Raw genomic sequence first — 23637 nt, forward strand, 5'->3', positions numbered from 1 at the left:
AACTACATTAGAAGAGGGCAGCCGGTTATTGGCTGCCCTTTTTCGTTGGGAGACCAGTGAAAACTGCAAGTCATTGACACGATATGTAGGGGCGGATGCGAGAGGATTGTGAGATAGGATGATCTGAAACACAGGGAGGGCGGTCCGATTACTGGGCCGTGCGCGAAAGTCATGCCGGACAGCCACGCCGTACCGTCGGAAATCGAGATCAAACTGCTTTTTGGAGCAGAGGCGCGTTCCCTGATCGAGGCATCTTCTGTGCTGCGGGAACACGCAACAGTTTCTGTGACCAAGCGGCAGATTACGACCTATTACGATACGGCTGCGTTATTTCTGAGTGGAAAAGGCTTCGCGCTGCGGGTGCGGGAAGTGGATGGACGGTTCGTTCAGACGCTGAAAACCCAGTCTTCGGAAGATGGATCTCTTTTTGAACGGGGCGAATGGGAATGGCCCATTTCCACCGACACGCCAGAGCTTGCACGACTCAAGGGCACCCCCGCGGAAAGCCTGATGTCGCATCTTGTGGGGCAGTTGGAACCGGTGTGGCTCTCGGATGTGGAGCGCACACAGCATCTTGTCACACATAGCGGTGCGACGGTGGAAGTGGCCCTCGACGAAGGGATGGTGCGGGCGGGACAGGCAGAGGAGCCGATCCGCGAACTGGAATTGGAAATCAAGAGCGGTTCAGCAGCGGCGTTGCATGAACTGGCGCTGGAACTGGTCATGTCCCTGCCTTTGCGGCTGGGTGTCGAGACCAAGGCTGAGCGTGGGTATCGCCTGCGAACCGATACATTGCCGGCTTCCGTACATGGGAAGACGCCGGTCCTGGAGCGGAAAGTGTCGGCCGCGGAGGGCCTGCAACGCATTCTTGGTTCTGGATTATGCACGCTTGTCGGCAATGAACCGGCTGCGCGACTGGGAGACGTGGAGGGCGTGCATCAGATGCGTGTGGCGGTCCGGCGACTGCGCTCCGCTCTCCAGCTTTTTACGCCACGTCTTGAGCCACACAGCAGCGAGCGATTTACGCTGGAACTGCAACGGCTGGGCCGGATTCTCGGTGCTGCGCGAGACTGGGATGTGTTCGTGAGCGAGACACTTCCGGCGGCTTTTCCCGCAGGGGAGGGGCACGAATGGCACGGTCTTTTGGCGCAGGCGGCCGAAGTCCGGCGCAGGAAGGCGCATGAAACGCTAAAGGTCGAGCTGGAAAGCTCCGCTCTGACGGAACTGGTATTGTCTCTTATGGTCTGGTCCGAAAAGCAGCCTTTTGTGAAAGAGGATATCGCAAAGAAGCGCCTGTCGGACATTGCGCCGGATCTGCTGGACAGGATATGGCGCAAGGTTTACCGCAGGGGACATGGCATTGAAGAACTTGCAGAGGAAGACCTGCATTCTCTGCGTAAAAGTCTGAAGAAGTTCCGTTACGCCGTGGACTATCTCGCTGGTCTTTATCCGTCCCGGCAGGTCAAGGCCTGTCTGCAACAGTGCAAGCGGTTGCAGCAGGCGCTGGGTGAGATCAACGACATGACAGTGGCAGCACAGCTTGCGGACGAATTGGATGTGGAAAATGTTGCGCTTGCGCCAGCGGCGGGACAGTTGGTGGCGTGGAGCGAACAACGACGGCGTAAAGCGTTGAAATCTTTGCCGGCCGCGTGGAAAGAACTGCGGGATGCGCCTCTGTTCTGGAGATAAAGGCGCATCCCGTTTTGTCACGATGCCTTGGAGTGTCAGGGCGTCGGTAGGGCAAGGAAGTTCAGGACCGTCTCGGAAAATAGCGTCGGGTTCTGAAGAAATGCGAAGTGGCTCACATTCGGCAGAAGTAGAAGTCCGGCATTCGGCACGGTCTGGGCAATATGTTCGATATGGGGACGGTGGATCATTTCGTCATGATCGCCATCGACGATCCACATGGGCGTGGTGATGGCGGCCACCTGTGCATCGGACCAGTTGGGCTGGCTCGCCCACATGCCTTCAACCGTCTTGAGGAAGCGCTTGTAGCCGTGGGGCGTGCGGGAAAGGTGTGCGTATTCCTTTGCGGCGCGCTCAATGAATGTATGCACAGTTGGCGTGCGATCGGCTGACGTGTCCACGCCATCGATGGTGATGTTGGGGGCGAAAGAGAATACGCGGGTGATGCGGTCCGGATGGCGCAGCGCGAGGTCGATGCCCTGAATGCCGCCATCGCTCCAGCCCACAACGGCGGCGCGGTCGATGTTCAGATGCGTCAGCACCGCCACCGCATCGTCGGACATGCGATCATAGCCCAGCGGCGTCTTGCCCAGTGTGCTGCGGCCGTGCCCCCGCGAGTCCACCACAATCACGCGATAACCGGCCGCAAGCAGGCTGCGCGCCAGACCGCTCATGTAGTCCGAGTTGGCTAATCCTCCGTGCAGAAGAAGGACGGGTGTGCCTGTTCCGGCTTCGGCGTAATAGATGCGCGCACCGTCTTCGATCCTGAGACGACCGGCATGCACAGGAAGACCATTGGCGTCCTGCTCCAGTCCGACGGGAGTGGGCGGAAGGGTCTGCCATAGGGGGAGGTTCTGTTGGACAGGCGTGGACGTCTCGGCCTGAGCCGGGACGACAGTATGGGTAACGGCGAAACCGATCAGTGCGGCTGTGACGGCACGCCGGGCGAAGCGAGGAGACAGAAAACACAGAGTCATAATCGTGCAGGCATCCATCTGTGAGGTGTGGACCGAGAGTGACGGAGGCAGCGCATCATATCTGTTTCTGTTTTGCAACATTTGCAGTTGGGAGGGGTGAGCGTGGAGCTGTTACATATCCTTACGATATAATTTCAGATATATCTTGATATGCGATATATCGTGATCTATATCGGTGGTCATGAAACACACAAACAGACACGCAGACGGTCGTCACCGTCACTCTTTCTTCTCTCCTGAAACCGGTGAAGCCGGTGGTCGCCCAAGGGAGGGGCGCCCCGAGGGTGGTCTCGGCGGACGTCCTGAGGGACGGGGCCGTGGTCCGCATCATGGACGTGGCGGTCATCGCGGAAAGCGTCTCTTCGATTATGGCGAACTCCGCCTTCTCATCCTGACCATGATCGCTCAGGAGCCTCGTCATGGGTACGAACTGATCCGCGCCATCGAGGAAAAATTCGGCGGCAGCTACACCCCCAGCCCCGGTGTCATCTACCCCACGCTCTCTTGGCTCGATGACGCTGGTTATGTCGCCAAAAGTGAGGAAGGCAGCCGCAAGAGCTACCGCATCACGCCGGAAGGCGAGGCTTTCCTCGTCGCCAACAAGGCTGCTGCGGATGAGGTGCTCTCACGCAGTGTGGGCCGGCAGGGCAAAGGACGGGAGAACGCACCGGCTCCTGTGATCCGGGCGATGGAAAACCTCAAGCTAGCTATGCGTTTGCGTCTGAGAGAGGGCGATCTGGCGGCTGAGACAGCTGAAAAGATCGCAGCCGCGCTGGACGCGGCGGCGCAGGCTATCGAGCGTAGCTGAAGCCGGAACGGTTTTATGGAAGCAGGGAGTTGAATGATGGACGAAGCGCTTTCCGCGGTTCTTGATATCTACCACGAACGGATGATGCGTGCGGAGCGGGAAGGACCGCGCGTAGAGCCGCCGGGCGGACGGGACGGTGGGCAGGATCAACGCATGCGCTCCATCGGACCAGATACGGGGCAGTTGCTCAACATTCTGGCCCGCAGTCTTGCGCATCCCACGATCCTCGAACTTGGAACATCCTTTGGGTATTCCGCCATGTGGTTGGGGGATGCTGCCCGAGCGAGCGGTGGTCGTCTCATCACGATGGAAGTGCACGATTACAAGTCACGTCATGCGCAGGAGATGGCGGCGCGCGCCGGTCTTTCGGAACACATCGAGTTCCGTGTCGGTGACGCTGTGCAGCTTATCAACGACGTGGCGGGAAAAGTGGATCTCGTCTTCGTGGATCTGTGGAAGGATCTCTACGTTCCCTGTCTGGAAGCGTTTTATCCCAAGCTGGCTCCCGGCGCGATTGTGGTGGCGGACAACATGATCCGTCCCGGCACGGAAGATGTCCGGCGCTATGGCCGGGCCATCCGGGAGAAGGCAGGGATTACGAGCGTCCTGCTTCCGGTGGGAACCGGTATTGAGGTCAGCCGCTTCGAAGGCTGAAGCGCATAAAACAGCCCGGAAGGTTGGCGGAAATGCCGATCTTCCGGATTTTTCGTTTCTATTGGATTCGCAACGATTAAGCGGTTGTGAAGTGACTCATCAGCAAAAGTGGGTTGCTTTTTCGCAAAGACGCCCTTCATAGTGTTGAAAGACGTTCTCAGGGCGGGGTGCAATTCCCCACCGGCGGTAACCGGTTTTTCTCTTGTGAGATGGATCGGAAGCCCGCGAGCGCCTTCCTCGTCTGGGGAGGGGTCAGCAGATCCGGTGTGATTCCGGAGCCGACGGTATAGTCCGGATGAGAGAGAGCGGCGGTGAACAATGCAGGCGCACATGGTGTGTCCTGTGTGAGCAACCGTATGTCTGCCCTGAGTCGACGTGTGCGTGTCGTATGGCGGACGAGGTTGATGGCCGGTCGTTCAGAGTATCAGCAGATAAGTGAAGCCTTCCACGCAGCGGTTGGAGAGGCGTGTCGCTTCGTCGGCGCGACAGCTCCCAATCCGCCCGTTGGTTGCGCCCTGCTCGATGCGGACGGCCAGATCCTCGCTGTTGCGGCGCATCATCGCGCTGGCACGTTCCATGCCGAGGCGCGCGCGCTTCATGAGTGCGCGCAGCGTGGTCTGACGGATCGGATCGTCACGGCGATTGTCACCCTCGAGCCCTGCAATCACACCGGCCGCACGCCTCCTTGTGCGGAAGCGCTGCTCGCAACGCCTGTGAAAACGGTCTGGATTGCCTGCGCCGATCCCAACCCGCAGGTGACGGGCGGCGGAGCGGCGCGGCTTGAAGCGGCTGGCCGCGCGGTGCGCTGGCTGGCGCGCGAACACACGCATCTGCCCGATGGCGAACACTTGTTGGCGCAGTGCCGCGGGCTGATCGCCCCCTTTATCCGGTGGAGCACGCAGGGGCGCACATGGCTCACCGTCAAGCAGGCGGTGGATGAGCGTGGCGGCATGATTCCTCCTGTCGGGCGCACAACCTTTACTTCTCCAGTGGCTCTCGATCTGGCGCATCGACTGCGTCGCGCCACGGATGCCGTGGTGACGGCAGGCGGCACGGTCCGTGCCGATCTGCCCGGTCTGAATGTGCGGCGTGTGAGCGATCATGCCGAGCGCAGAAAGAGGGTGCTGGCCGTGTGTTCGCGCACGCAGAAAGTGCCTTCTGCGTGGCTGGAGCAGGCGGAAAAGACCTTCGATGTGATCTTCCTCAATGATGTCAGGGATATTCCGCAGCGTCTGGCCGAAGTCGGTGCGCTGTGGGCGCTTGTGGAGGCCGGGCCTGAACTGCTTGCGACCCTGCGGGAGCAGGACGTGTGGGACGACTGGCTGACGATTGGCGTGCAGCCAGACGGAAGCGAGAGATTTTCAGTCGAACAGCGTCATGCGGACACGCCGCTGACCCTGTTCGGGGAACTGGCCGGGGCGCATGCGCCTGTCGCGCCGGTCTTGGTGTGAGGAACAGATGTTTTCAGGAATTATCGAGCATCTTGGAAAGGTCGCGGCGGTGCGAGAGGGCGAGGCATCTCGTGTTCTCGACATCGACACAGGCCTGACCGATGTGGCTCTGGGTGAGAGCATTGCCGTGAATGGCGTCTGCCTCACCGCGACCGAGTTCGACGCACATGGACGTGTCCAGTTTTTCGTCAGCGCTGAGACGCTGGACCGAACGGCGCTTGGTCGTCTGAAAGAAGGCGACCGCGTCAATCTGGAGCGGGCCGTCACGCCGACCACACGACTGTCCGGGCACATTGTGCAGGGTCATGTGGACGGTCTGGCGACATTCCGCTCCACCGAAATGGTGGGAGACGCACGGCGGCTAGTCATGAGTGTGCCGAGCGCGTTGCGCCGCTATCTGGTCGAGAAGGGATCGATCACGCTCGACGGTATCAGCCTGACGCTGAACGCCGTGGGTGAGCCGGAGGGTGAAGATTTCACCATCGAGCTGATGATCATTCCGCACACCTGGGAATACACCACGTTGGGCTCGCTCTTGCCGGGTGATCCGGTAAATGTCGAGGTGGACGTAATTGCGAAATATGTGGAGAGCGTATGTCGGTATCGGTGATGAACGAAATGCCTCTCCCGCTGAAGCGGGCGGTTGAGGCCATTCGGGACGGTCGCATGGTCATCATGGTGGATGACGAGGACCGTGAGAACGAGGGCGATCTGGTCATGGCGGCCGAGTTCATGACGCCCGAGGCGATGAACTTCATGGTCACGCATGGGCGCGGTCTGGTGTGCCTGCCGCTCACAGCTGAGCGCGTGGAGCGGCTCGGCCTGCCGATGATGGTGAAGAACAACACCGCGCCCCGTGGCACGGCCTTCACGGTATCCATTGAGGCGCGCGACGGCGTGACCACCGGCATCTCGGCGCATGATCGTGCGCGTACCGTGCAGGCGGCCGTCGCCCCGGACGCCACGGCGGCCGATCTGGTCTCGCCCGGCCATATCTTTCCGCTACGGGCGGCACCCGGTGGTGTGGTGGAACGCAACGGTCATACCGAAGGCTCCATCGACATTGCGCGTCTGGCCGGATGCGCGCCATCGGCGGTGATCTGTGAGATTATGAGCAAAGATGGCACGATGGCGCGTCGCCCGGAGCTGGAAATGTTCGCGCGAGAACATGATCTGCCCATCGTGTCGATTGCTGAACTGGTGGAGTGGGTGCGCACACACGGCCTCGACCCTGTGGTGGGCAAGACTGTTCAGGCCGCTGTTGCTCAAACCGTACCCGCGGCAGGCGCGGTTGTGGCGGAACTGGCGGAAGCGTCCCTACCAAGCGTCTATGGCGGCGAGGATCTGGTAGTGCATGCCTTCCGTGACGAAAAAGGCGTGGAGCATGTGGCGCTTGTAAAAGGTAATCCGACGGCGAAGGAGGCTGTGCCACTGGTGCGGATGCATTCCGAATGTGTGACGGGTGATGCCCTTGGCTCCATGCGCTGCGATTGCGGCGATCAGCTTCACACGGCGCTGCGTCGGATTGGCGAAGCCGAGAGTGGTGTGCTGCTCTATGTGCGCGGCCACGAAGGACGCGGCATCGGGTTGGGCAACAAGATCCGGGCCTATGCTCTTCAGGATCAGGGGTTGGATACGATCGACGCCAACCATCATCTCGGGTTTGCCACCGATGAGCGTGACTGGGCGGCTGCGGGCGCGATCCTGCGCGATCTTGGCATCACCACGCTTGATCTGATGACGAACAATCCCGCCAAGGTGCAGGCGCTGCAAAAGCAAGGTTTTACCGTGCGTGAGCGCGTTGGCGTGGAAATTACTCCCAACCGGTTCAACCGCGCCTATCTGGAGGCCAAGCGTCAGCGCATGGGCCATGCCTTGCGGGCGGATTCGGTCACTCCTTCTTCAAATAAGGTCACATCATGAGCACACGTTCTCCGGACTCTATTCCTTCGCAGCACCTCTCGCCCGCGCCGCGTCTGGCGTTGGTGGTCAGCCGTTTCAATGAAGACGTGACGGGCGGGTTGCGTCGCGGGTCCATCGAGTGGCTGGGCGAGCACGGAATCGAGGTGGCTTCGGGTGATGTGTTCCTCGCGCCGGGCGCATTCGAACTTCCGTTGCTGGCGCAGGCGCTGGCCAAGACCGGCAAGTATGAAGGCGTGGTCTGCCTTGGGTGTGTCATCAAGGGTGACACGGCGCATTTCGAGTTCATCAGCCTTGGCGCGACGGTGGGCATCCAGCAGGCGTCGCTGGCCACAGAGACGCCGATCGCCTTCGGTATTCTTACGACCTACACCGAGGAGCAGGCGGTTTCGCGCTCACGCGAAGATGTGCACAACAAGGGGCGTGAGGCAGCGGCGGCCTGCGTCGAATCCATTGCGCTTCTACGGCAGATTCGCGGCTGAAATACGGGCGAATAAGGCGTGCGGGAGGGTTTGACGCCGCGTGCGGGATACCTTATGTTCCCGCCCGCACTGCCTCGTCAGGGTTTGTATGTCGGGGATTTGCGGAGGGGTGGCCGAGAGGCTGAAGGCGGCGGTTTGCTAAACCGTTATACCGGGAAACTGGTATCGTGGGTTCGAATCCCATCCCCTCCGCCATTTTCAAAACATCCAATATAAATACAGGCATTATCTGTTAATCCAGAATGTTCTCTGTCATGGACGCAGGGTTTTCTGGACGCTAGACAGAAAGAATATCAGCGTGGGTTCGTACGCGCTGATCTGTTGGCATAAAACAGATGGAACCGCCTTGATGAACAAACCGCGCAGCCTCATGGACTATGATTTGCTGGTTCCGTTTGTTGAGGAAGGTGAGACAATCCCAAAAATTGTTCATCATATTTATTTTTGTGGCACGATTCCCGAGGTTTATCGACGCTACATCAATCAGATGAAGGCGAATAATCCTGATTACGAGTTCCGTCAGTATGACGAAGCCAGCGCGCGAGCGTTCATTCTCAAATATTACAGCCCTGAGGTGCTGGCTTATTATGAGCGCATCAATCCGGAATATGCGGCGGCACGATCGGATTTTTTGCGGTATCTGCTCATTTACGCGGTGGGCGGGCTGTATTTCGATGTGAAAAGCGGAATCGAAGGAAAGATCGACGCTTCCATTTCGGGGGATGAAGGTTTCATCCTCACGCAATGGCAGAATCAACCGGGGCAACCTGACGAAGGAGTGGGGCTCCGTAAGGCCGTTCCCATTCCCGGTGGCGAGTATCAACAATGGCACGTCATCGGGTGTAAGGGGCATCCGTTTCTAAGGGCTGTCATCCCCGCCATGTTGAAAGCGGTGGATGATTATCGTCCATGGACGCATCTGACGGGGCGCATCGGTGTGCTGAACGTGACCGGTCCGATTATGTATTCAAATACGATCTACCCCTTGGTCAGCCGCTATCGGCACAAATTGTATCGTTATGACCGGGATATTCACCTGATTTACGCCATAACAGGGCGAGATAATCATGTTGATGGGCGGCATTATTCCGTCAACCGGAATTCAGTTGTGGTGTTGCCGCTGCATCTGAAGGTTGCCTTCTTCCTGTACCGGGTCTGGTTGAACCTGAAGTGGCGGTTGAATGGGAAGAAGGCGTTTGTTCATCCGGATTATTGAAGGTAAGGTTTTAAGAATTCTAGTATTATTATGATGTGAGGCTCTTCTTAAGATTCCTTATTGTCGCTCGTGCAGCAAGTTTGGGCTGTTTCAGTGCTATGGCCATAAGAATGGCTTCGCGCCTCTGTCCGCTGTTCCATAAGCGCGTCATTTCCATGATAGCGCCTTCGGAAATGGCAGGATTATCGGCGAGAGCAGTTCTGATAAATATCAAGTCTTCTTTACTGGCTGATGTTGCTCGCATCTTGCAAAGCTCAAGAAATTTGGCTGCGCACGCTGTTTGAAGCCATTTTTTTTCATTTTCTGTCAGTTGTTGTCCAGCCCGGTCAAGAATATCTCGCCAGTTTTCGGCTTCGCTTAAGGTGGTCATGAAATCATGAGTGAAAGAAATATCCGCATAATTGTTTAATCTACGTTGTTCGGAAATGGCTGCAAGTTGAGACCATACGGCTGATTGTCGCATGTTCTTTTTTGATCCGGATGTCGTTGAGTTTCCATGGATACGATAGGTTCCAAGGACTTCTGGTAAGACATGCAGGCGACCTACGGCCCGCAGACGCCAATACAAATCGGTATCTTCTGAACTGCGCAGATATCGATAACCACCGATAGCATGGAGACTGTCGGCGCGTAACATAAGAAATGGCTGTGAGATATAAGGCTCTACTGCTGGAAAAGAATAAGGGTCAGTTGTATCCAAAGGATATGTGTATGGAGCACGTGGTATTGCGTGACCTTTTTCATCTATCAAGTCAATATAACAGCTTACTGCGACGCAATCTTCATTCTCTTTAACATAAGTCAGTTCTTTTTCAAAGCGCAAAGGATGAGAGATGTCATCTCCATCATGCCTAGCGATAAAGGGAGCGGAACAATATTGTAAGCCTGTTGTCAGAGCCGATACGATGCCAGCATTTTTTTGATAAAAATAGAATATGCGAGGGTCATTTTCGGCTTCTTTTTGAATTATTTTTGCTGTTTGATCTGTTGATCCATCATCCACGATAATAATGCGAATATCCTGAATTGATTGTCCCTGAATGCTTTGCAGTGTTTCTAAAATATAGGACTCACAGTTATACACAGACATTAAAACATCAATCTCTGACATGGCCCTTCCTCCTTTCGATGTGGTGTTGTGATAGCTTTAATAAGCTTGAAAATCGATCATGGTGTGCAGGATTTTCGCATGAAGGCCTTTTTCTGTCGCGAGAAACATGGTGATTTAATTCCTTGGTGAGTGGTTAATTTAGATAGGAGTGATGATGAGACAGGTGCAGGCTGAGAGGTGCCTCTTAATCGTGCGGTCTGCGTCATGACGATGCCAACGGCTAAATCAGGGAGTGTGGGCAAAGCGGCAACCAGTGGATTTCTTTGGCTGGTCATGCAAAGCTTTGCCGCGAGAGGTATCGGTTTTTTCTCTCAGCTGATCCTTGCCCGCCTATTGCTGCCGGAAGATTTTGGGGCCATCGGATTGGCCTTTACGGTAACGACTATTGCAAATTCTCTCATTGGTTTTGGTATCGATGAGGTTTTATTGCAGCGTCAAAAATCTATTCCTTTATGGGAAGCGCCTGCCTTCTGGTTGAGTTTTATCATCAGCGTGGTGGGGATGCTCGGTATGTGCGCAATGGCACCCGTTGCCGCCTATTGGTACCACTCGCCAGAACTTAGCGGTTTGATTATAGCCATGGCATTGGCCACGCCTTTAAGAGCGTTGGCGACCGTACCCGCCGCCCGAATTCGTGCGGAGATGGATTTCCGTTTTCTTGCGACATATAATACTTTTGATATTCTGGCTTTGCAGATATTGACTATTGTGCTCGCGGCGTTGGGCTTCAAAGCCTATGCTTTCGCCCTTCCTTTCCCTATTGTTGGGCTATTGCGCGCCATCTGGTTCTGGAGACGTTCTGCTCCAAAAATTGGCCGAAGTTTCCGGCGCGTACAGGTGGAGTATTTATTCGGCAATAGTACTCTTGTTTTGCTCAGTAGAACCTTGATTGAATTCGTAAATCAAGGTGACTATATAGTATTGGGATTGATCGCATCGAAAACAGCCGTTGGCTATTACTTTTTTGCCTTTCGTTTTGCGGCGCAACCCGTGCGGATGCTGGCGGGTAATGTTAGTAATGTAGTCTTCCCAGCCTTGGCTCAGTTTCGTAATGATCCGCCTCGTCAGGTTGAAGCCGTGATCCGGGCCTGTCGACTGTTAGGCTATCTGGTCATGCCATTTTGTTTCTTGCAGGCGGCCCTCGCAAAACCTGGGCTTCACTTGCTTTTTGGTGAACGGTGGATGGCGGCCGTTCCTTATGTTGTAATTTTAAGTATTGGACTGCCTTTTGATGCTCTGAGTTGGATTACTGGCGCTCTTTTGAGTGCCCGTCGTGAGTTTTCACGAAGCTTTTTCTACATGCTTGCTGCTGCTCCAATTTTCTACGCATTGGTAATAGGGGGCGGATGGTTGGACGGCGTCATGGGGGTCGCTCTGGCCGTTGCGATTTATTATTTCACATGGCCCCCCGCCACCTCGTATCTCGTCCTGATGAGAAACGGTGTGAAGTGGACAACTGTCGCGGAATTCTACTTTATGCCCGCCTTCTTCGCGACCGTGGCAGCTGCCTTTGGTCTGCTCGCTGCACAAATCCCCGGCATCCGCGCCACGGACTTCGGTCAGTGCATGGCCATTGGCGTGGTCATGTGTGCGGCGTATGTCGGTCTTCTCGCGCTCTTCCGGCGCGACATGCTGCATGAGATTCTCAAGCGCTTTTCCGGTGTTGGCGGCAAGTTTCGTCGTAAGAGAGCGGCGTGATATTTGAATGGGCGGTCTCTCTTTTAGGAACAGGAAGAGACCGCCTGTTCATCACGGTGTGGCGGATACCGTGAAGTCAAACACCACTGCTTTTTCCAGAAATGGTCCGGCGAATGTCTTGAACGCATCGTGCGCCGGATCGAGAAATGCCGCATCCGTCACGACAGGACGCCCCACGTAAAAATTGCGGTCGCCTTCCGAGCGGAATGTGACGAGATAACCATATTGCAGGCCCTCATCTGCGTTTTCGCCACTGTTTTGTGGTCCGGCTTCAAGTGAGGCGATGACAGGGGCGCCGTTGGAACGTCGGGACGCCTTGGCCAGCGCAAGGAAGCGTCGTGTCACCTCCGCCTTCTGTGCCTGTGTTGTTTCCGGGCGAAAGCGGAACATGACCATGTGGCGCACGATGCCGGGGTGAAAATCGGGAGCGGTGTACTGGGCTGTCCCGACCTTGCCTGCGAGCGCTTGCTGCTCGATCGCAGCGTCTGACAGCGGGGCTGCGTGTGCGCCAGACAGTGCAAACGGGGCAAGGATCAAAAGCGTGAGAACACAGCGCATAGGGCGCAGAAGAGATTTTTTGTTCAAGGATGCCGTCATGGATCTGTTTTAGCGTGAGTTTTCGTCCGGGGTCGATCCGGTCACGGGGCGATCTTTTTCTTCAAAGCCTTGATGAACCTTATCGCGTTCCGCCGAGACGCTCATGCGCTGATACAGTCCAAGGGAGAGGACGATAATCGTAGCGACGCCAAGAATGACGGCAGCATAGAGAATGGAGTTTCCGCCTTTGTCGCCGGCTTCGAACATGGCGACCAGCCCTTCCACGAACACCGCGATGATGACGGTGGTGATGAACTTCGTCAGGCTGGCTCGGGCCTCTTCCAGAGACTGTTTTTCGCGGTTCTGGAAGACTTCCTCTTCAAGAAAATATTTGGCCACGTCGAGGATGGCGACGGCCACGACCACGTAGCTGACTGTGCGCAGGATGAAATTTTTGCCTTCCGCGACATGATTGCCGAGCGAGTGGATCATGTCCGTCACGCCGAAGGCGATGAGCATGTAGGCCAGCACAATGAGGATCGCGCTGGCCACAAAGAAGGAAAGACGTGATGCGGTCTTGATGAGGCGAATGGCCAGAGGCTGATGGGACTCGATCATGAGGCGGAAAAGATTTCCTTCGATGACAACGGGAGGTTCAGCACAAAGGGTTCCTCTTCAGGGGGCGGGTCCCCTTCATCCGGGTCGGGTTCTGGCCGTGGTGGTGGCTCATCTATGGGGTCCGGCGGTGGCATGGGCGGCGGACGAGGGATGGAGGGCGGCAGAATGGCGGCCAGAAAGACATCATTCATGAGCGGCGTCCTTTGGTTGGGTGAAGAGTCAATGCCGGGCCAACGAAATGGTTGCCTCCCGCGCATGGGAGCCGCTTGCGCTTTTGATGGGAGGATGCTCACCTTTCGGCGCTTTTGATGCTGACAGACCGAAGGATCATCCTGCGCATGGCCGCTTTCCGTTCCACCGCCCCCCATATCCGTGAGGGCATCGACCGTCTGGCAAAGACTGCCGTGCATGTCGGGCTCAATGTCCGTCACGGTCAGCAGGTGATTGTCACCGCGCCACTGGATGCGGTGGAACTGGTGCGCCGGATCACCGAGCATGCCTATGCCGCCGGAGCTTCACTGGTGACGACGCTCTATGGGGACGATGACGCCACGCTCGCCCGCTACCGCCATGCTCCTGAGGATACGTTCGACACGGCGGCCACATGGTTGGCCGATGGCATGGCGCAGGGATTTCGTGACGATGCGGCGCGTCTGGCTGTGACGGGTGGCAATCCTTCGCTCCTGAAGGGACAGAACCCTGAGCGTGTTTCACGGGCCAGCCGGGCAGCTTCCATCGCCAATCGGCCGGCGCTCGAAATCATCACGAGTTTTGCCGTGAACTGGAACATCGTGGCGGCCGCTACACCGGCGTGGGCCGCGGAAGTGTTCCCGGGCGAGCCGGAAGATGTGGCCGTGACAAAGCTGTGGGAGGCGATCTTTGCTGCGTCCCGTGTGAACGGGGCCGATCCTGTGGCAGAGTGGGCCGCGCACAATGAACAGCTTCACCGCCGCGCGGCGGACCTCAATGCCCGTCGTTTCGCGGCTTTGCGCTTCAAGGGGCCGGGCACCGATCTGACCCTTGGTCTGGCGGACGGTCATCTCTGGGTGGGGGGATCGAGCGAGGCGAAGAACGGAATCGTGTGCAATCCCAATATTCCCACGGAAGAGGTTTTCACCACGCCTCATGCGCAGCGGGCAGAAGGGCGGGTGCGCAGCACGAAGCCGCTGTCCTATCAGGGCACGCTGATCGAGAATATCGAGGTTGTGTTCAAGGACGGCCGCATCGTGGAGGCGCACGCGACACAGGGCGAGGATGTGCTTCGCCGCGTGCTCGACACGGATGAGGGCGCGCGTCGTCTGGGTGAGGTTGCCCTTGTGCCGCATTCCTCTCCCATTTCCCGGAGTGGGCTGTTGTTCCGCAACACGTTGTTCGATGAGAACGCGTCCAGCCACATCGCACTCGGTCAGGCGTATTCGGAATGCATGACGGAGGAGGGCGGCCGCAGCCCCGAGGATCTGGCCCGGCGTGGAGCCAATAGCAGCCTGATTCATATCGACTGGATGATTGGTTCAGCCGAAACGGATGTGACGGGCGTTGGAGCCGATGGAGGCGAGACGCCGCTGATGCGCGGTGGTGAATGGGTTGAGGCAGTTTGAGATAGGATGGGAGTGCGTGACATGAGGATGCGACAGAAGCATGGGGCTGCGGCCGTTATGGCGGCGCTGCTTGCTGCGGTGCCGGTGGTCGGCCATGCCCAGACGGTCTGGTCGTCCGGTCCTGTGACGGATCAGGGAACGGCGACGCAGGATGTGCCGCAGCAGCCACCTCCGCCCACCGAAGCGCAACTGGCCCAGATGCGGCAGGAGGTGCAGGAAGCGGCTTCATGGCGGCTTCCGCCTGATTTCCTCACGCGCATGGCCGCCACCCTTCAGGCTTTGCGCAACGCCAATTTACAGCCGCCCGCGCCGGGGGGACATATTTCCCTTAATGAGACGATTGCCCGTGTGCAGACGGTTCAGGGCATTGATCCGATTTTGCGAGCGCATGGTTTCACACCGCGTGAATTCGTGATGGGGCTGACAAGTTTCGGCATTACCTATGCCGTCACGAACAATCCTCAGGCCCAGCAGTCCGGCAAGGCGCCGAAACTCAATCCGGCCAATGTGAAACTGCTTCAGTCCAATCCCACGGGGGTGCAGGTTCTGTTGCAGGAAATGAACGCTCAGCCGGGACAGGGGCAGCAGCAGTAAGCTGCCCTCAGGGTGTCGCTGGTGGTGCTTTCTGGGGCGGCGTTTCCGGCGACGTGTCGTGGCGAGCTTCCCAATGGTCGATCGCATTGCGCACCGGCACGATGGCGGGGACGGGGGCGCTGGTGACGGGCATCATCCATTCCAGCACACCCCATATCGTGATGAGAGCGACGGCGGCGGCGACATAGGGCGCGAAAGACAGGTGGCGCCTCCACCGCAGGGGTGGAGGCGCTTCGTCCGTAAAGAGTCGGCGTTCTTCTTCAGCCACGCAGCGCGGCCTGAAACTCGTCCCACTCCCGGCGCGACAGGCCGGAATCCGCTTGCGTCACGGTCTCGCCCGCCAGCATCCTGCGCAGGATGGCCAGCATGGAAGCCGAGAAGGTGACCGCCCCCACGCGGTATTCCGTGAAGGCCTGAGCCGTGACGGGCACCCATGCGCGCAGGATGTCGAGCATGATCTCGGCGTAGGCTCGGATTTCATATTGTGCGTGCGGGTCGATGCGCAGGGAGAGGAAGTGCATGAGGTTGTGCAGGTCCACCTTCCAGTACCACTGGGTGTAGGTGTTCAGCGTCAGATTCATGCGGGCCAGTTCACGGGCGAGGCCGGGACCATTGTCCGTGTCGAGCAGGTTCTCATAAGTGTCGTAGCAGCGGATGGCATCAGCGCGCAGCAGATCCATCACGCGGGCGGATGTTTCGGCGTCCAAAACGTCTCCGCGCCCCTGCCGGTTGCTGGTGCTCTGGGCTGCCATATGCTCGGGCGAGGGGATGTAGAACTCACGATCGAGAATGGAATACCGGGCGGAATACTCGTTCACATTGGCCGTGCGGTGGCGGATCCACTGACGGGCGATGAAGATCGGCAGTTTGATGTGGAACTTGATTTCGCACATTTCGAACGGCGTGGAATGGCGGTGGCGCATCAGATAACGGATCAGGCCCGCGTCTTCCGACACTTTGCGGGTGCCGCGTCCATAGGACACCCGTGCCGCCTGCACGATGGCGGCGTCATCCCCCATGTAATCGATCACGCGAACGAAACCGTGATCCAGCACCGGGTGCGCGGTGAAGAGAATGTCTTCCAGCGCCGCGACGGTGGGACGTTTCGTGGGCGTGGAGGCCTGTGCGTGGGCTTCGATTTCGGCGCGCTGGGCGTCTGTCAAGGGCATGGGTGTCGGAGTCTCATGGGGAAGGGAATGGATCGCTGTGTAACAGTCGGCCGAGAGCCGTCCAAGCCCGTAGGCGGGTATTACGGTTTTCCAGTCGTTTGATTGCGTAGGAGAGAAACGGCGGCTCTGATGGGAGCGGTGATTTTCCAGCTTGATGAAGCTTTCAGTTGCGTGATCTCTTCTTGCAGGGCCGCGATGCGGACATCGTGCGCGTATATCTGTCGCTCCGCATTCTGCGCGGGAGATACGGCATCATCTTCCTGGGGCGTAAGTGTGCGGCGGGCCGTTTGTATGGAGTCTTTCACGGCCTCAGAACTGGCGACGGCGCGTAGTCTGACGGCGAAGTCGATCTCGCCAGCTTCAGTGGGGAATATCCGTTCGATCTCATAGGGAAAAAGCTTCAGGACGGCCAGATATTCGCACATGTCGAGGAATGAGGCTGGGGTAAAAACCCAGCAATGGGCGTCCTGATAGTGCTGGTTTTCGTGAAGCGTGCGCACCCAGTCGAACAGGGAGGGAAGGCGCTCAAGGATTTCCTCGGGAACGCCCGCTGTGGTGCCATTGGCAGGCCAGTCTTCGGCTGTGGGTGTGTTTGTGGAAAGGGCGGCGGCGTCGAAGATCTGTCGGATGGAAGGGCGTCGGTATCCCAGAAGATAGGCTTCGACCATTTCTCCGGGTGAACTGACATTACGACGCGCATCAAAGGTGAAGCGACGATCGGGCACGATCAGTCCCAGTTGACCGCCGTCTTTTAGGGCGGCCCGTAACTCGTTCAGCCAGCCGATAAGATCCGGCACATGTTCGATGACGTGGGAGGCAAGAATGTAATCGACTGGCTGCTCTATACTGTCGGCGAGAGGAGCCTGCCCCCATACGATATCGGTCTCGACAATGGAGTCTGGCGAAGCATCGGGATACCGAAAGGTCTGTCGCAATGTCTCGGTGGGCGCGTAATCGACATAGAGGATATGCCCGTCCTCTTTTTTAACGATCGGATTGTGCAGCGCTCCGATCTCCAAACCTGTCGCGGCGCGGATATCAATGTTTTCCACGATTCGAGAACGATTCGAAACCATTGGTCGGAGCTTCTCCGGGAGAAGGGACGGAAAAACAGGACATACTCGCCTGAGCGGTAAGCCGCCAAGTCAGCCACGCCGGAGAGATGGTTCATGATGTTTTTTCGACGTGCTGCTTGCGCGGGTATCGGGCTCTCCCTATCTTCATGAGTGCAGGAGGAGCTTGCTCCTTGGCTATGGCGATAAACGAAACGTGGAATAAGCGTTGTGGACCCGGGGGCGGTACCCGGCGTCTCCACCATTGGTCTTCCCGGTTTTTGCGGGAGTGTGGGGACGAAACAGGCTCGACACGCGCGGTAAAGACGTTTCTTTTGCCCGGCATTGTACCACCGTCATCGGGCTAAATCACAAGTGCCAACGATAACTCTGAGGTGCTCGCTGTCGCTGCATAAGCGATAAGCGCGGTTCGGGAGGGCACCGGGCAACAGAAGCCCTCCCACCTCGATTTTCTGCGCATGACTTTAGGCTCCGAGCCCTTCACTCTTTGGTGACACTGCCGTGACAACGGCGGGTTGCCTTCGTTGTGTCTTTGCCGCATCCATCGGAGAGGAACGCGCCGGGCGTATGCGGCGGCAAATGGCTGGATATGGCCAGACAGACGCGGAAGAATGGAGGAAATTGCGATGAGCGACATGCATGGAGGTGGCGGCCATGACGGTGATCTGCCCGAAAGTCTGCTTCCCTATGATGTCTGGATGGAGGACGCCTACCGCGAGGTCATGCTGCGCGCGCTCGAACATGTGAGCCGCGAAGGGCTTGCGGGCGAGCATCATTTCTATCTGTCTTTCCGCACCGACTGGCCGGGTGTGGAGATTCCAAGCCGTCTGCGCGCCCAGTATCCGCATGAGATGACGATCGTGTTGCAGCATCAGTTCTGGGATCTGACCGTGGACCGGACGAAACGCTGCGTCTCGGTCGGTCTTTCTTTTGGTGGGGTCGGTTCGATACTCACGATCCCGGTGGCGGCCATTACCGGCTTTGCCGATCCGCATATCCAGTTCTCCATGCGGTTCAACCCGCCGGAAAACGAAGATACGCAGGCGGCCACCTCTCCGGAGGCGCAGGTCTCAGAGGAGAATGGGGAAGAGGCTCCGTCCTCTGACGCCGCCGCCCCGAAGACCGCCGCCGCGGTCGTGAGTCTCGATGCCTTTCGCAAAAAGGGTCCGCCTTCGCGCTGATACTCTATCTGCCACAGCCGATCGGATCGTTCCGGAGACCGCGTTCATGACTGTCGAGACCACCACCGCCAAGGCTGCCCCGAAAGCCGCTCCGACCGGCACTCCGGGCGTAAAACCTTTTGCCTATGCGCCGCTGTTCCAGCTTGGCGAGGACACGACGCCTTACCGCAAGCTCGACATCGGTGGTGTCAGCACCTCGACGCTGAACGGCAAGACGGTTCTGCATGTGGAGCCGGAAACGCTCTCGGCTTTGGCGGCGGAAGCCTTCAACGATGTGGCGCATCTGTTGCGTCCGGCGCATCTCCAGTCCTTGGCGAACATCCTCAAGGATCCCGAAGCCTCCGATAACGACCGCTTTGTAGCACTCGATCTGCTCAAGAACGCCTGCATCGCCGCTGGTGGCGCGCTGCCGATGTGTCAGGATACCGGCACGGCCATCGTAGTGGGCAAGAAAGGCCAGCGCGTCTGGGTCGAAGGCAATGACGAGGAAGCGTTCGCACGCGGCGTCTATAAAACCTACACCACGACCGCGCTGCGTTACTCGCAGATGGCTCCGCTGACGGTTTTCGATGAGAAGAACACCGGTACGAATCTCCCCGTGCAGGTCGATGTGGCCGCCAATCCGGGCGATTATCACCCCGAGCAGTATGATCTTTTGTTCGTCGCCAAAGGCGGTGGATCGGCCAACAAGACGTTCCTGTTTCAGGAGACGCGGGCGCTGATCTTCAACAAGGACACGCTGCTGAAGTGGCTGGAAGCGAAAATCCGCACGCTCGGCACGTCCGCCTGTCCGCCTTATCATCTGGCCATCGTGCTGGGCGGCATGTCGGCGGAACAGACGCTCAAGACCGTCAAGATGGCCTCCACGCACTATTACGACTCGCTGCCGGACAAGGGCAACGAGATGGGACAGGCGTTCCGTGACAAGGACATGGAAGCCGAAGTTCTCAAGCTGACGCAGAAGCTTGGCATCGGTGCGCAGTTCGGCGGCAAGTATTTCTGCCACGATGTGCGCGTCATCCGTCTGCCGCGCCACGGTGCATCCTTCCCGGTGGGGATCGGCGTGTCGTGTTCTGCGGACCGTCAGGCCAAGGCCAAGATCACAGTGGAAGGCGTGTTTCTCGAGCAGCTTGAGCACGATCCCGCGCGCTTCCTGCCGGAGACGACGGATGAGCATCTGGAGGGCGAGGCCGTTCAGATCGACCTCAACCGTCCGATGGACGAGATTCGCAAGGAACTGTCGAAATATCCGGTCAAGACGCGCCTTTCGTTGACGGGCACGATGGTCGTGGCGCGTGACATCGCGCACGCCAAATTCCGTGAGCGGCTGGAGCGAGGCGAGGGACTGCCGCAATATCTCAAGGATCATCCGGTCTATTACGCGGGGCCGGCCAAGACACCGGCAGGAATGCCAACCGGCTCTTTCGGCCCGACCACGGCGGGACGCATGGATTCCTATGTGGCTGAATTCCAGAAAGCCGGTGGCTCCTATGTCATGCTTGCCAAGGGCAACCGCTCCAAGGCCGTGAAAGATGCCTGTCAGACCTATGGCGGATTCTATCTCGGCTCCGTCGGTGGTCCGGCGGCGCGTCTGGCCAAGGACTGCATCAAGAAAGTCGAGGTGCTGGAATATCCGGAACTCGGCATGGAAGCGGTGTGGAAGATCGAGGTCGAAAACTTCCCCGCCTTTATCGTGATCGATGACAAGGGCGACGACTTTTATGCCGGTCTGACCTGACCGGAGCTGTCTGACGTTCTCTGCAAGGGGTTGCTTTCCTTGCGGATGCACCATCCAATGGGTGGATCGGCTTTATCCTTCACGTGAACGGTCAAGCCGATGACACGCTCTGGATTTCAAGGTGCCGTCCCATGCGCTTTACTGTCGATCGCCTCGATCATGTCGTGCTGACCGTTCGTGACATCGAGGTGTCGTCCTCGTGGTATCAGCGGGTGCTGGGCATGGAGCGCGAGGAATACGGACGGCACAACCGCACGGCACTCAAATTCGGGGGGCAGAAGCTCAATCTGCGTCCTGAGGGGCGCGATGGGTGGGAGACGGCGGAATACGCCACCTGCGGGTCCAGCGATCTCTGCTTCATCACCGCTGTCGCCAGTGAGGACGTGGTCGAGCATTTACGTGAGTGCGGCGTTGGCGTGACGGAGGGGCCCGTGGCGCGTCTGGGCGCGCTTGGGCCGATCACATCGGTCTATTGCCGCGATCCTGATGGCAATCTGATCGAGATTGCGTCGTATCAGGGCTGAGGAAGCTCTAGCCCTGTTCAGCCCCGCCCGAGACGGCTGACAAGACTGCCGCATACCGCGCCCGCCGCCGTGGCGGCGAGGCAGATTCCAACCGAAATCACCATATTCAGCACAGCGCGCAGTGGAGCGTCGGCGCGCAGCAGATCGAAGGTCTGGAGGCTGAAGGATGAAAAGGTAGTGTAGCCGCCACAGATGCCCACCAGCAAAAACAGACGTGTGGTTGTGGAAGACGCAAACCGTCCATCGGCCGCAGTGAGCACCGAGAGGAACGCGATCAGAAACGAGCCGGTGATGTTGATGAAGATGGTGGCCCAAGGCAGTTGTTCGCCTTCCCGCGTGAGCAGAAAGGTGAGTTGATAGCGCAGCACCGAACCGAGCGCGCCGCCGACAGCCACTGCAAGCGTTGGATACATGATGCGTCAGTCTTCCGGGCGCACCAGGATGTGGTGCTTGCGGCCCGAGGACAGTTTGAGTGCGCCGTCCACGACATCGGCCAGTGAGATGATCTGTCCTTCATCCGTGATCTGCGCATCGTTCAGACGTGCACCACCGCCCCGAATGAGACGACGGGCCTCTCCATTGCTGGAAGCGAGACCGGCTTCTGCGAACAGGCGGAAAGCAGGGAGGCCGGTTTGCAGGTCCGCACGTGGCAGTGTGCGTGTGGGCAGCGATGCGGCGCTCTGACCGGACACGAACACACGGCGTGCGGTCTCCGCGGCTTCTTCCGCAGCGGCGCGCCCATGGCACAGGGCCGTGGCTTCGGTCGCGAGGATTTTCTTGGCCTCGTTGATATCCGCGCCTTCAAACGCGCCCAGCCGGTCACATTCCTCAACCGGGAGGTCCGTGAACAGCTTGAGGAAACGGCCGACATCCGCGTCTTCCGTGTTGCGCCAGAACTGCCAGTATTCGAACACGGGCAGCTTGTCGGCGGACAGCCACACCGCGCCCTTGGCGCTCTTGCCCATCTTGGCGCCGGAGGCGGTGGTGAGCAGCGGCGCAGTCAGACCGAACACCTGCTTGCTGTCGGTGCGGCGCACGAGGTCGATGCCTGAGACGATGTTGCCCCACTGGTCCGAGCCGCCCATCTGCAGCGTCACGCCGTAGCGGCGGTTGAGTTCGCGGAAATCGTAGGACTGAAGAATGGAGTAGTTGAACTCAAGGAAGGTCAGCCCCTGCTCGCGTTCCAGTCGCGAGCGCACGGAGTCGAAGGAGAGCATCCGGTTGACCGAGAAATGCACGCCGACTTCGCGCAGGAGGTCGATATAGGAGAGCTTGTCCAGCCAGTCCGCGTTGTTGGCGAGGATGGCGTCCGAAGGACCGTCGCCGAAAGTCATCATCTGACGCAGGCTGCGCTCGATGCCCGCGATATTGGTGGCAATCGTGTCCTCGCTCATGAGGGAGCGGGCTTCTTCGCGGAAGGAGGGATCACCGATCTTGGCCGTGCCGCCACCGAGCAGGGCAATGGGACGATGGCCGTGCTTTTGGAGCAGGCGTAGAAGCATGATTTGGGTGGCCGAGCCGACATGCAGACTGTCGGCTGTGGGGTCGAAGCCGATATAGCCGCAGACAGGACCGGCGAGCATGGCGGCGTCGAGCGCCGCTGCATCCGTGCATTGAAAAACAAAGCCGCGGGCTTCGGCTTCCTGCATGAAACGGCTGCGGAAAGTGCCGACGGGCCGGCTTTCGGTCTGCTGGGTCATTGCGGTGGTCCTGTGTCGTCTGCCGGGCGATGCTCTAGCACGCGACCGGTCAGGGCGGAACCGCAAGGGGAGGAAACCGGGAAGGAGAGACCTTCCCGGTATAGAGGGTCAGTCGGCCGCGAGAGCGAGTGTGCGGCGTGACATGGCGGTGGTGACGTGGTCTTCCAGCGCCTCGACCACCTGATCCGCCTGCTTGGCGAAGATATGATCGGCATCGGGGAACACGCGGTAATCCACCGTGACGTTCTTCTGGGTGTTGAGCTTGTCCACCAGCTTGTGGATGGCGGGCTCGGGCGCCAGATCGTCCTTGCCGCCGGCAATCATCAGGCCGCCGCAGGGACAGGGCGCGAGAAAGCCGAAATCGTAATGCGCGGCCGGAGGGGCAACGCTGATCCAGCCCGTGACTTCGGGGCGGCGCATGAGAAGCTGCATGCCCACGAACGCACCGAAGGAATAGCCCGCGATCCACAGGGCGGAGGCGTTCGGATTGACCGCCTGCATCCAGTCGAGCGCTGCTGCCGCATCCGAGATTTCGCCGATGCCGCCATCGTAGCGTCCCTGCGAACGTCCGACGCCGCGCGAGTTGTAGCGCATGACGGAGAAGCCCATTTTTTCGAATGAGCGGTACATCGCATAGGTGATGCGGTTGTTCATCGTGCCGCCGTGCAGCGGATGCGGATGCAACACCAGCGCGAGTGGCGCGTTGGGATCGCTGGAATGGTGATAACGTCCTTCGAGACGGCCATCCGGGCCGGCAAACATAACCTCGGGCATTCTGTTCCCACGGTATAGGGGCTTCGCGTCTTCGGGCATGACGGAAGCCGGTTGGCAGTTTATCCGGACCGGGACGATGCCGCGCCCGCCGGTCGGGTCGAGAAGGATGTCTCGCGTCACGGAGACAG

Annotated in this window: 25 protein-coding genes, 1 tRNA gene, 1 other RNA gene and 1 riboswitch; of the genes, 16 read left to right on the forward strand and 11 right to left on the reverse strand. The window is 58.6% G+C overall.

From position 1 onward, the window contains the following. Positions 1-171: 171 nt before the first annotated feature. The gene (locus KUA11_RS10095) at positions 172-1689 is read left to right on the forward strand and encodes a CYTH and CHAD domain-containing protein (RefSeq protein ID WP_217410159.1); all 1518 of its coding nucleotides are present in this window, start codon (positions 172-174) and stop codon (positions 1687-1689) included. A gap of 35 nt (positions 1690-1724) precedes the next feature. On the opposite strand, the gene KUA11_RS10100 is transcribed toward KUA11_RS10095, so the two are convergent. Continuing rightward, positions 1725-2663: an alpha/beta fold hydrolase gene (locus KUA11_RS10100; protein WP_217410160.1), complete on the reverse strand. Its 939-nt coding sequence runs from the start codon at positions 2661-2663 to the stop codon at positions 1725-1727. Between the two features lie 181 nt (positions 2664-2844). On the opposite strand from KUA11_RS10100, the gene KUA11_RS10105 reads away from it, so the two are divergent. The 8 genes from KUA11_RS10105 (at position 2845) to KUA11_RS10140 (ending at position 9194) form a co-directional block, all read left to right on the forward strand. Further along, the gene (locus KUA11_RS10105) at positions 2845-3471 is read left to right on the forward strand and encodes a PadR family transcriptional regulator (RefSeq protein WP_217410161.1); all 627 of its coding nucleotides are present in this window, start codon (positions 2845-2847) and stop codon (positions 3469-3471) included. 36 nt (positions 3472-3507) lie between these two features. Continuing rightward, positions 3508-4125 (forward strand): O-methyltransferase, encoded by a 618-nt coding sequence (locus KUA11_RS10110; protein WP_217410206.1) that lies wholly within the window; start codon positions 3508-3510, stop codon positions 4123-4125. A 149-nt stretch (positions 4126-4274) separates the two neighbouring features. After that, positions 4275-4436: riboswitch (FMN riboswitch) on the forward strand. 93 nt (positions 4437-4529) lie between these two features. Next, complete coding sequence (gene ribD / locus KUA11_RS10115; protein ID WP_217410162.1) at positions 4530-5576, forward strand: bifunctional diaminohydroxyphosphoribosylaminopyrimidine deaminase/5-amino-6-(5-phosphoribosylamino)uracil reductase RibD; 1047 nt, start codon at positions 4530-4532, stop codon at positions 5574-5576. Between the two features lie 7 nt (positions 5577-5583). Further along, the gene (locus KUA11_RS10120) at positions 5584-6186 is read left to right on the forward strand and encodes a riboflavin synthase (protein WP_217410163.1); all 603 of its coding nucleotides are present in this window, start codon (positions 5584-5586) and stop codon (positions 6184-6186) included. Between the two features lie 8 nt (positions 6187-6194). Next, entirely contained in the window at positions 6195-7499 is a 1305-nt protein-coding gene (gene ribB / locus KUA11_RS10125; RefSeq protein WP_217410207.1) for a 3,4-dihydroxy-2-butanone-4-phosphate synthase, read from the forward strand. Further along, a complete protein-coding gene (gene ribH, locus KUA11_RS10130; RefSeq protein WP_217410164.1) occupies positions 7496-7978 on the forward strand; it encodes a 6,7-dimethyl-8-ribityllumazine synthase in 483 nt (160 codons plus the stop codon). Before ribB ends, ribH begins: the two co-directional genes overlap by 4 nt. Positions 7979-8081: 103 nt before the next feature. After that, positions 8082-8173: transfer RNA gene (locus KUA11_RS10135), tRNA-Ser, on the forward strand. A 154-nt stretch (positions 8174-8327) separates the two neighbouring features. Further along, positions 8328-9194, forward strand: a complete 867-nt coding sequence (locus tag KUA11_RS10140; RefSeq protein WP_217410165.1) for a glycosyltransferase family 32 protein — start codon at positions 8328-8330, stop codon at positions 9192-9194. A gap of 28 nt (positions 9195-9222) precedes the next feature. Here KUA11_RS10140 and KUA11_RS10145 read toward each other — a convergent pair whose 3' ends face one another. Then, on the reverse strand, positions 9223-10305 hold the full coding sequence (locus KUA11_RS10145) for a glycosyltransferase family 2 protein (protein WP_217410166.1): 1083 nt from the start codon (positions 10303-10305) through the stop codon (positions 9223-9225). A gap of 204 nt (positions 10306-10509) precedes the next feature. Between KUA11_RS10145 and KUA11_RS10150 the strand changes: the two genes are divergently transcribed. Further along, positions 10510-12003 (forward strand): lipopolysaccharide biosynthesis protein, encoded by a 1494-nt coding sequence (locus KUA11_RS10150; RefSeq protein WP_217410167.1) that lies wholly within the window; start codon positions 10510-10512, stop codon positions 12001-12003. Positions 12004-12054: 51 nt separating this feature from the next. Here KUA11_RS10150 and KUA11_RS10155 read toward each other — a convergent pair whose 3' ends face one another. From KUA11_RS10155 to KUA11_RS10165, 3 genes are read right to left on the reverse strand one after another with little or no spacing between them, the layout of a single operon-like run. Continuing rightward, positions 12055-12600 carry a Dabb family protein gene (locus KUA11_RS10155; protein ID WP_217410168.1) on the reverse strand — a complete coding sequence of 182 codons (546 nt, stop codon included), beginning with the start codon at positions 12598-12600 and terminating at the stop codon, positions 12055-12057. A 9-nt stretch (positions 12601-12609) separates the two neighbouring features. Next, positions 12610-13158, reverse strand: coding sequence for a hypothetical protein (locus tag KUA11_RS10160; protein ID WP_194303327.1), 549 nt, complete (start codon positions 13156-13158; stop codon positions 12610-12612). Next, positions 13155-13349: a hypothetical protein gene (locus KUA11_RS10165; RefSeq protein ID WP_166316491.1), complete on the reverse strand. Its 195-nt coding sequence runs from the start codon at positions 13347-13349 to the stop codon at positions 13155-13157. The genes KUA11_RS10160 and KUA11_RS10165 overlap by 4 nt, the downstream gene beginning before the upstream one ends. Before the next feature lie 147 nt (positions 13350-13496). Here KUA11_RS10165 and KUA11_RS10170 point away from each other — a divergent pair, with 147 nt between their 5' ends. Together KUA11_RS10170 and KUA11_RS10175 are read left to right on the forward strand one after the other, a co-directional pair. Continuing rightward, positions 13497-14756: an aminopeptidase gene (locus KUA11_RS10170; RefSeq protein ID WP_217410169.1), complete on the forward strand. Its 1260-nt coding sequence runs from the start codon at positions 13497-13499 to the stop codon at positions 14754-14756. A 21-nt stretch (positions 14757-14777) separates the two neighbouring features. Next, positions 14778-15350, forward strand: coding sequence for a hypothetical protein (locus KUA11_RS10175; RefSeq protein ID WP_217410170.1), 573 nt, complete (start codon positions 14778-14780; stop codon positions 15348-15350). Between the two features lie 7 nt (positions 15351-15357). Here KUA11_RS10175 and KUA11_RS10180 read toward each other — a convergent pair whose 3' ends face one another. The 3 genes from KUA11_RS10180 to KUA11_RS10190 form a co-directional block, all read right to left on the reverse strand. Next, a complete protein-coding gene (locus KUA11_RS10180; protein WP_217410171.1) occupies positions 15358-15618 on the reverse strand; it encodes a hypothetical protein in 261 nt (86 codons plus the stop codon). Then, positions 15611-16519 carry an FAD-dependent thymidylate synthase gene (gene thyX, locus KUA11_RS10185; protein WP_217410172.1) on the reverse strand — a complete coding sequence of 303 codons (909 nt, stop codon included), beginning with the start codon at positions 16517-16519 and terminating at the stop codon, positions 15611-15613. The genes KUA11_RS10180 and thyX overlap by 8 nt, the downstream gene beginning before the upstream one ends. A gap of 80 nt (positions 16520-16599) precedes the next feature. Further along, the gene (locus KUA11_RS10190) at positions 16600-17595 is read right to left on the reverse strand and encodes a methyltransferase domain-containing protein (protein ID WP_217410173.1); all 996 of its coding nucleotides are present in this window, start codon (positions 17593-17595) and stop codon (positions 16600-16602) included. Between the two features lie 112 nt (positions 17596-17707). Here KUA11_RS10190 and ssrA point away from each other — a divergent pair. The 4 genes from ssrA (at position 17708) to KUA11_RS10210 (ending at position 21035) form a co-directional block, all read left to right on the forward strand. Then, positions 17708-18034, forward strand: a transfer-messenger RNA (tmRNA) gene (gene ssrA, locus KUA11_RS10195). Between the two features lie 184 nt (positions 18035-18218). Further along, positions 18219-18773, forward strand: coding sequence for an SspB family protein (locus KUA11_RS10200; protein WP_217410174.1), 555 nt, complete (start codon positions 18219-18221; stop codon positions 18771-18773). 46 nt (positions 18774-18819) lie between these two features. After that, a complete protein-coding gene (locus KUA11_RS10205) occupies positions 18820-20511 on the forward strand; it encodes a fumarate hydratase (RefSeq protein ID WP_254454831.1) in 1692 nt (563 codons plus the stop codon). Between the two features lie 131 nt (positions 20512-20642). Continuing rightward, positions 20643-21035, forward strand: coding sequence for a VOC family protein (locus KUA11_RS10210; protein ID WP_166316467.1), 393 nt, complete (start codon positions 20643-20645; stop codon positions 21033-21035). Positions 21036-21052: 17 nt separating this feature from the next. Here the strand turns inward: KUA11_RS10210 and crcB are convergent, their stop codons facing one another. The 3 genes from crcB to KUA11_RS10225 form a co-directional block, all read right to left on the reverse strand. Next, the gene (crcB, locus tag KUA11_RS10215; RefSeq protein WP_217410175.1) at positions 21053-21448 is read right to left on the reverse strand and encodes a fluoride efflux transporter CrcB; all 396 of its coding nucleotides are present in this window, start codon (positions 21446-21448) and stop codon (positions 21053-21055) included. A 6-nt stretch (positions 21449-21454) separates the two neighbouring features. Continuing rightward, positions 21455-22735: a tyrosine--tRNA ligase gene (tyrS, locus tag KUA11_RS10220; protein WP_217410176.1), complete on the reverse strand. Its 1281-nt coding sequence runs from the start codon at positions 22733-22735 to the stop codon at positions 21455-21457. Positions 22736-22843: 108 nt separating this feature from the next. Continuing rightward, a complete protein-coding gene (locus KUA11_RS10225) occupies positions 22844-23509 on the reverse strand; it encodes an alpha/beta hydrolase (RefSeq protein ID WP_217410209.1) in 666 nt (221 codons plus the stop codon). Between the last annotated feature and the right edge of the window lie 128 nt (positions 23510-23637).

The organism is Acetobacter estunensis (assembly GCF_019083805.1).
In the GTDB taxonomy this organism is placed as follows: Bacteria; Pseudomonadota; Alphaproteobacteria; order Acetobacterales; family Acetobacteraceae; genus Acetobacter; species Acetobacter estunensis_A.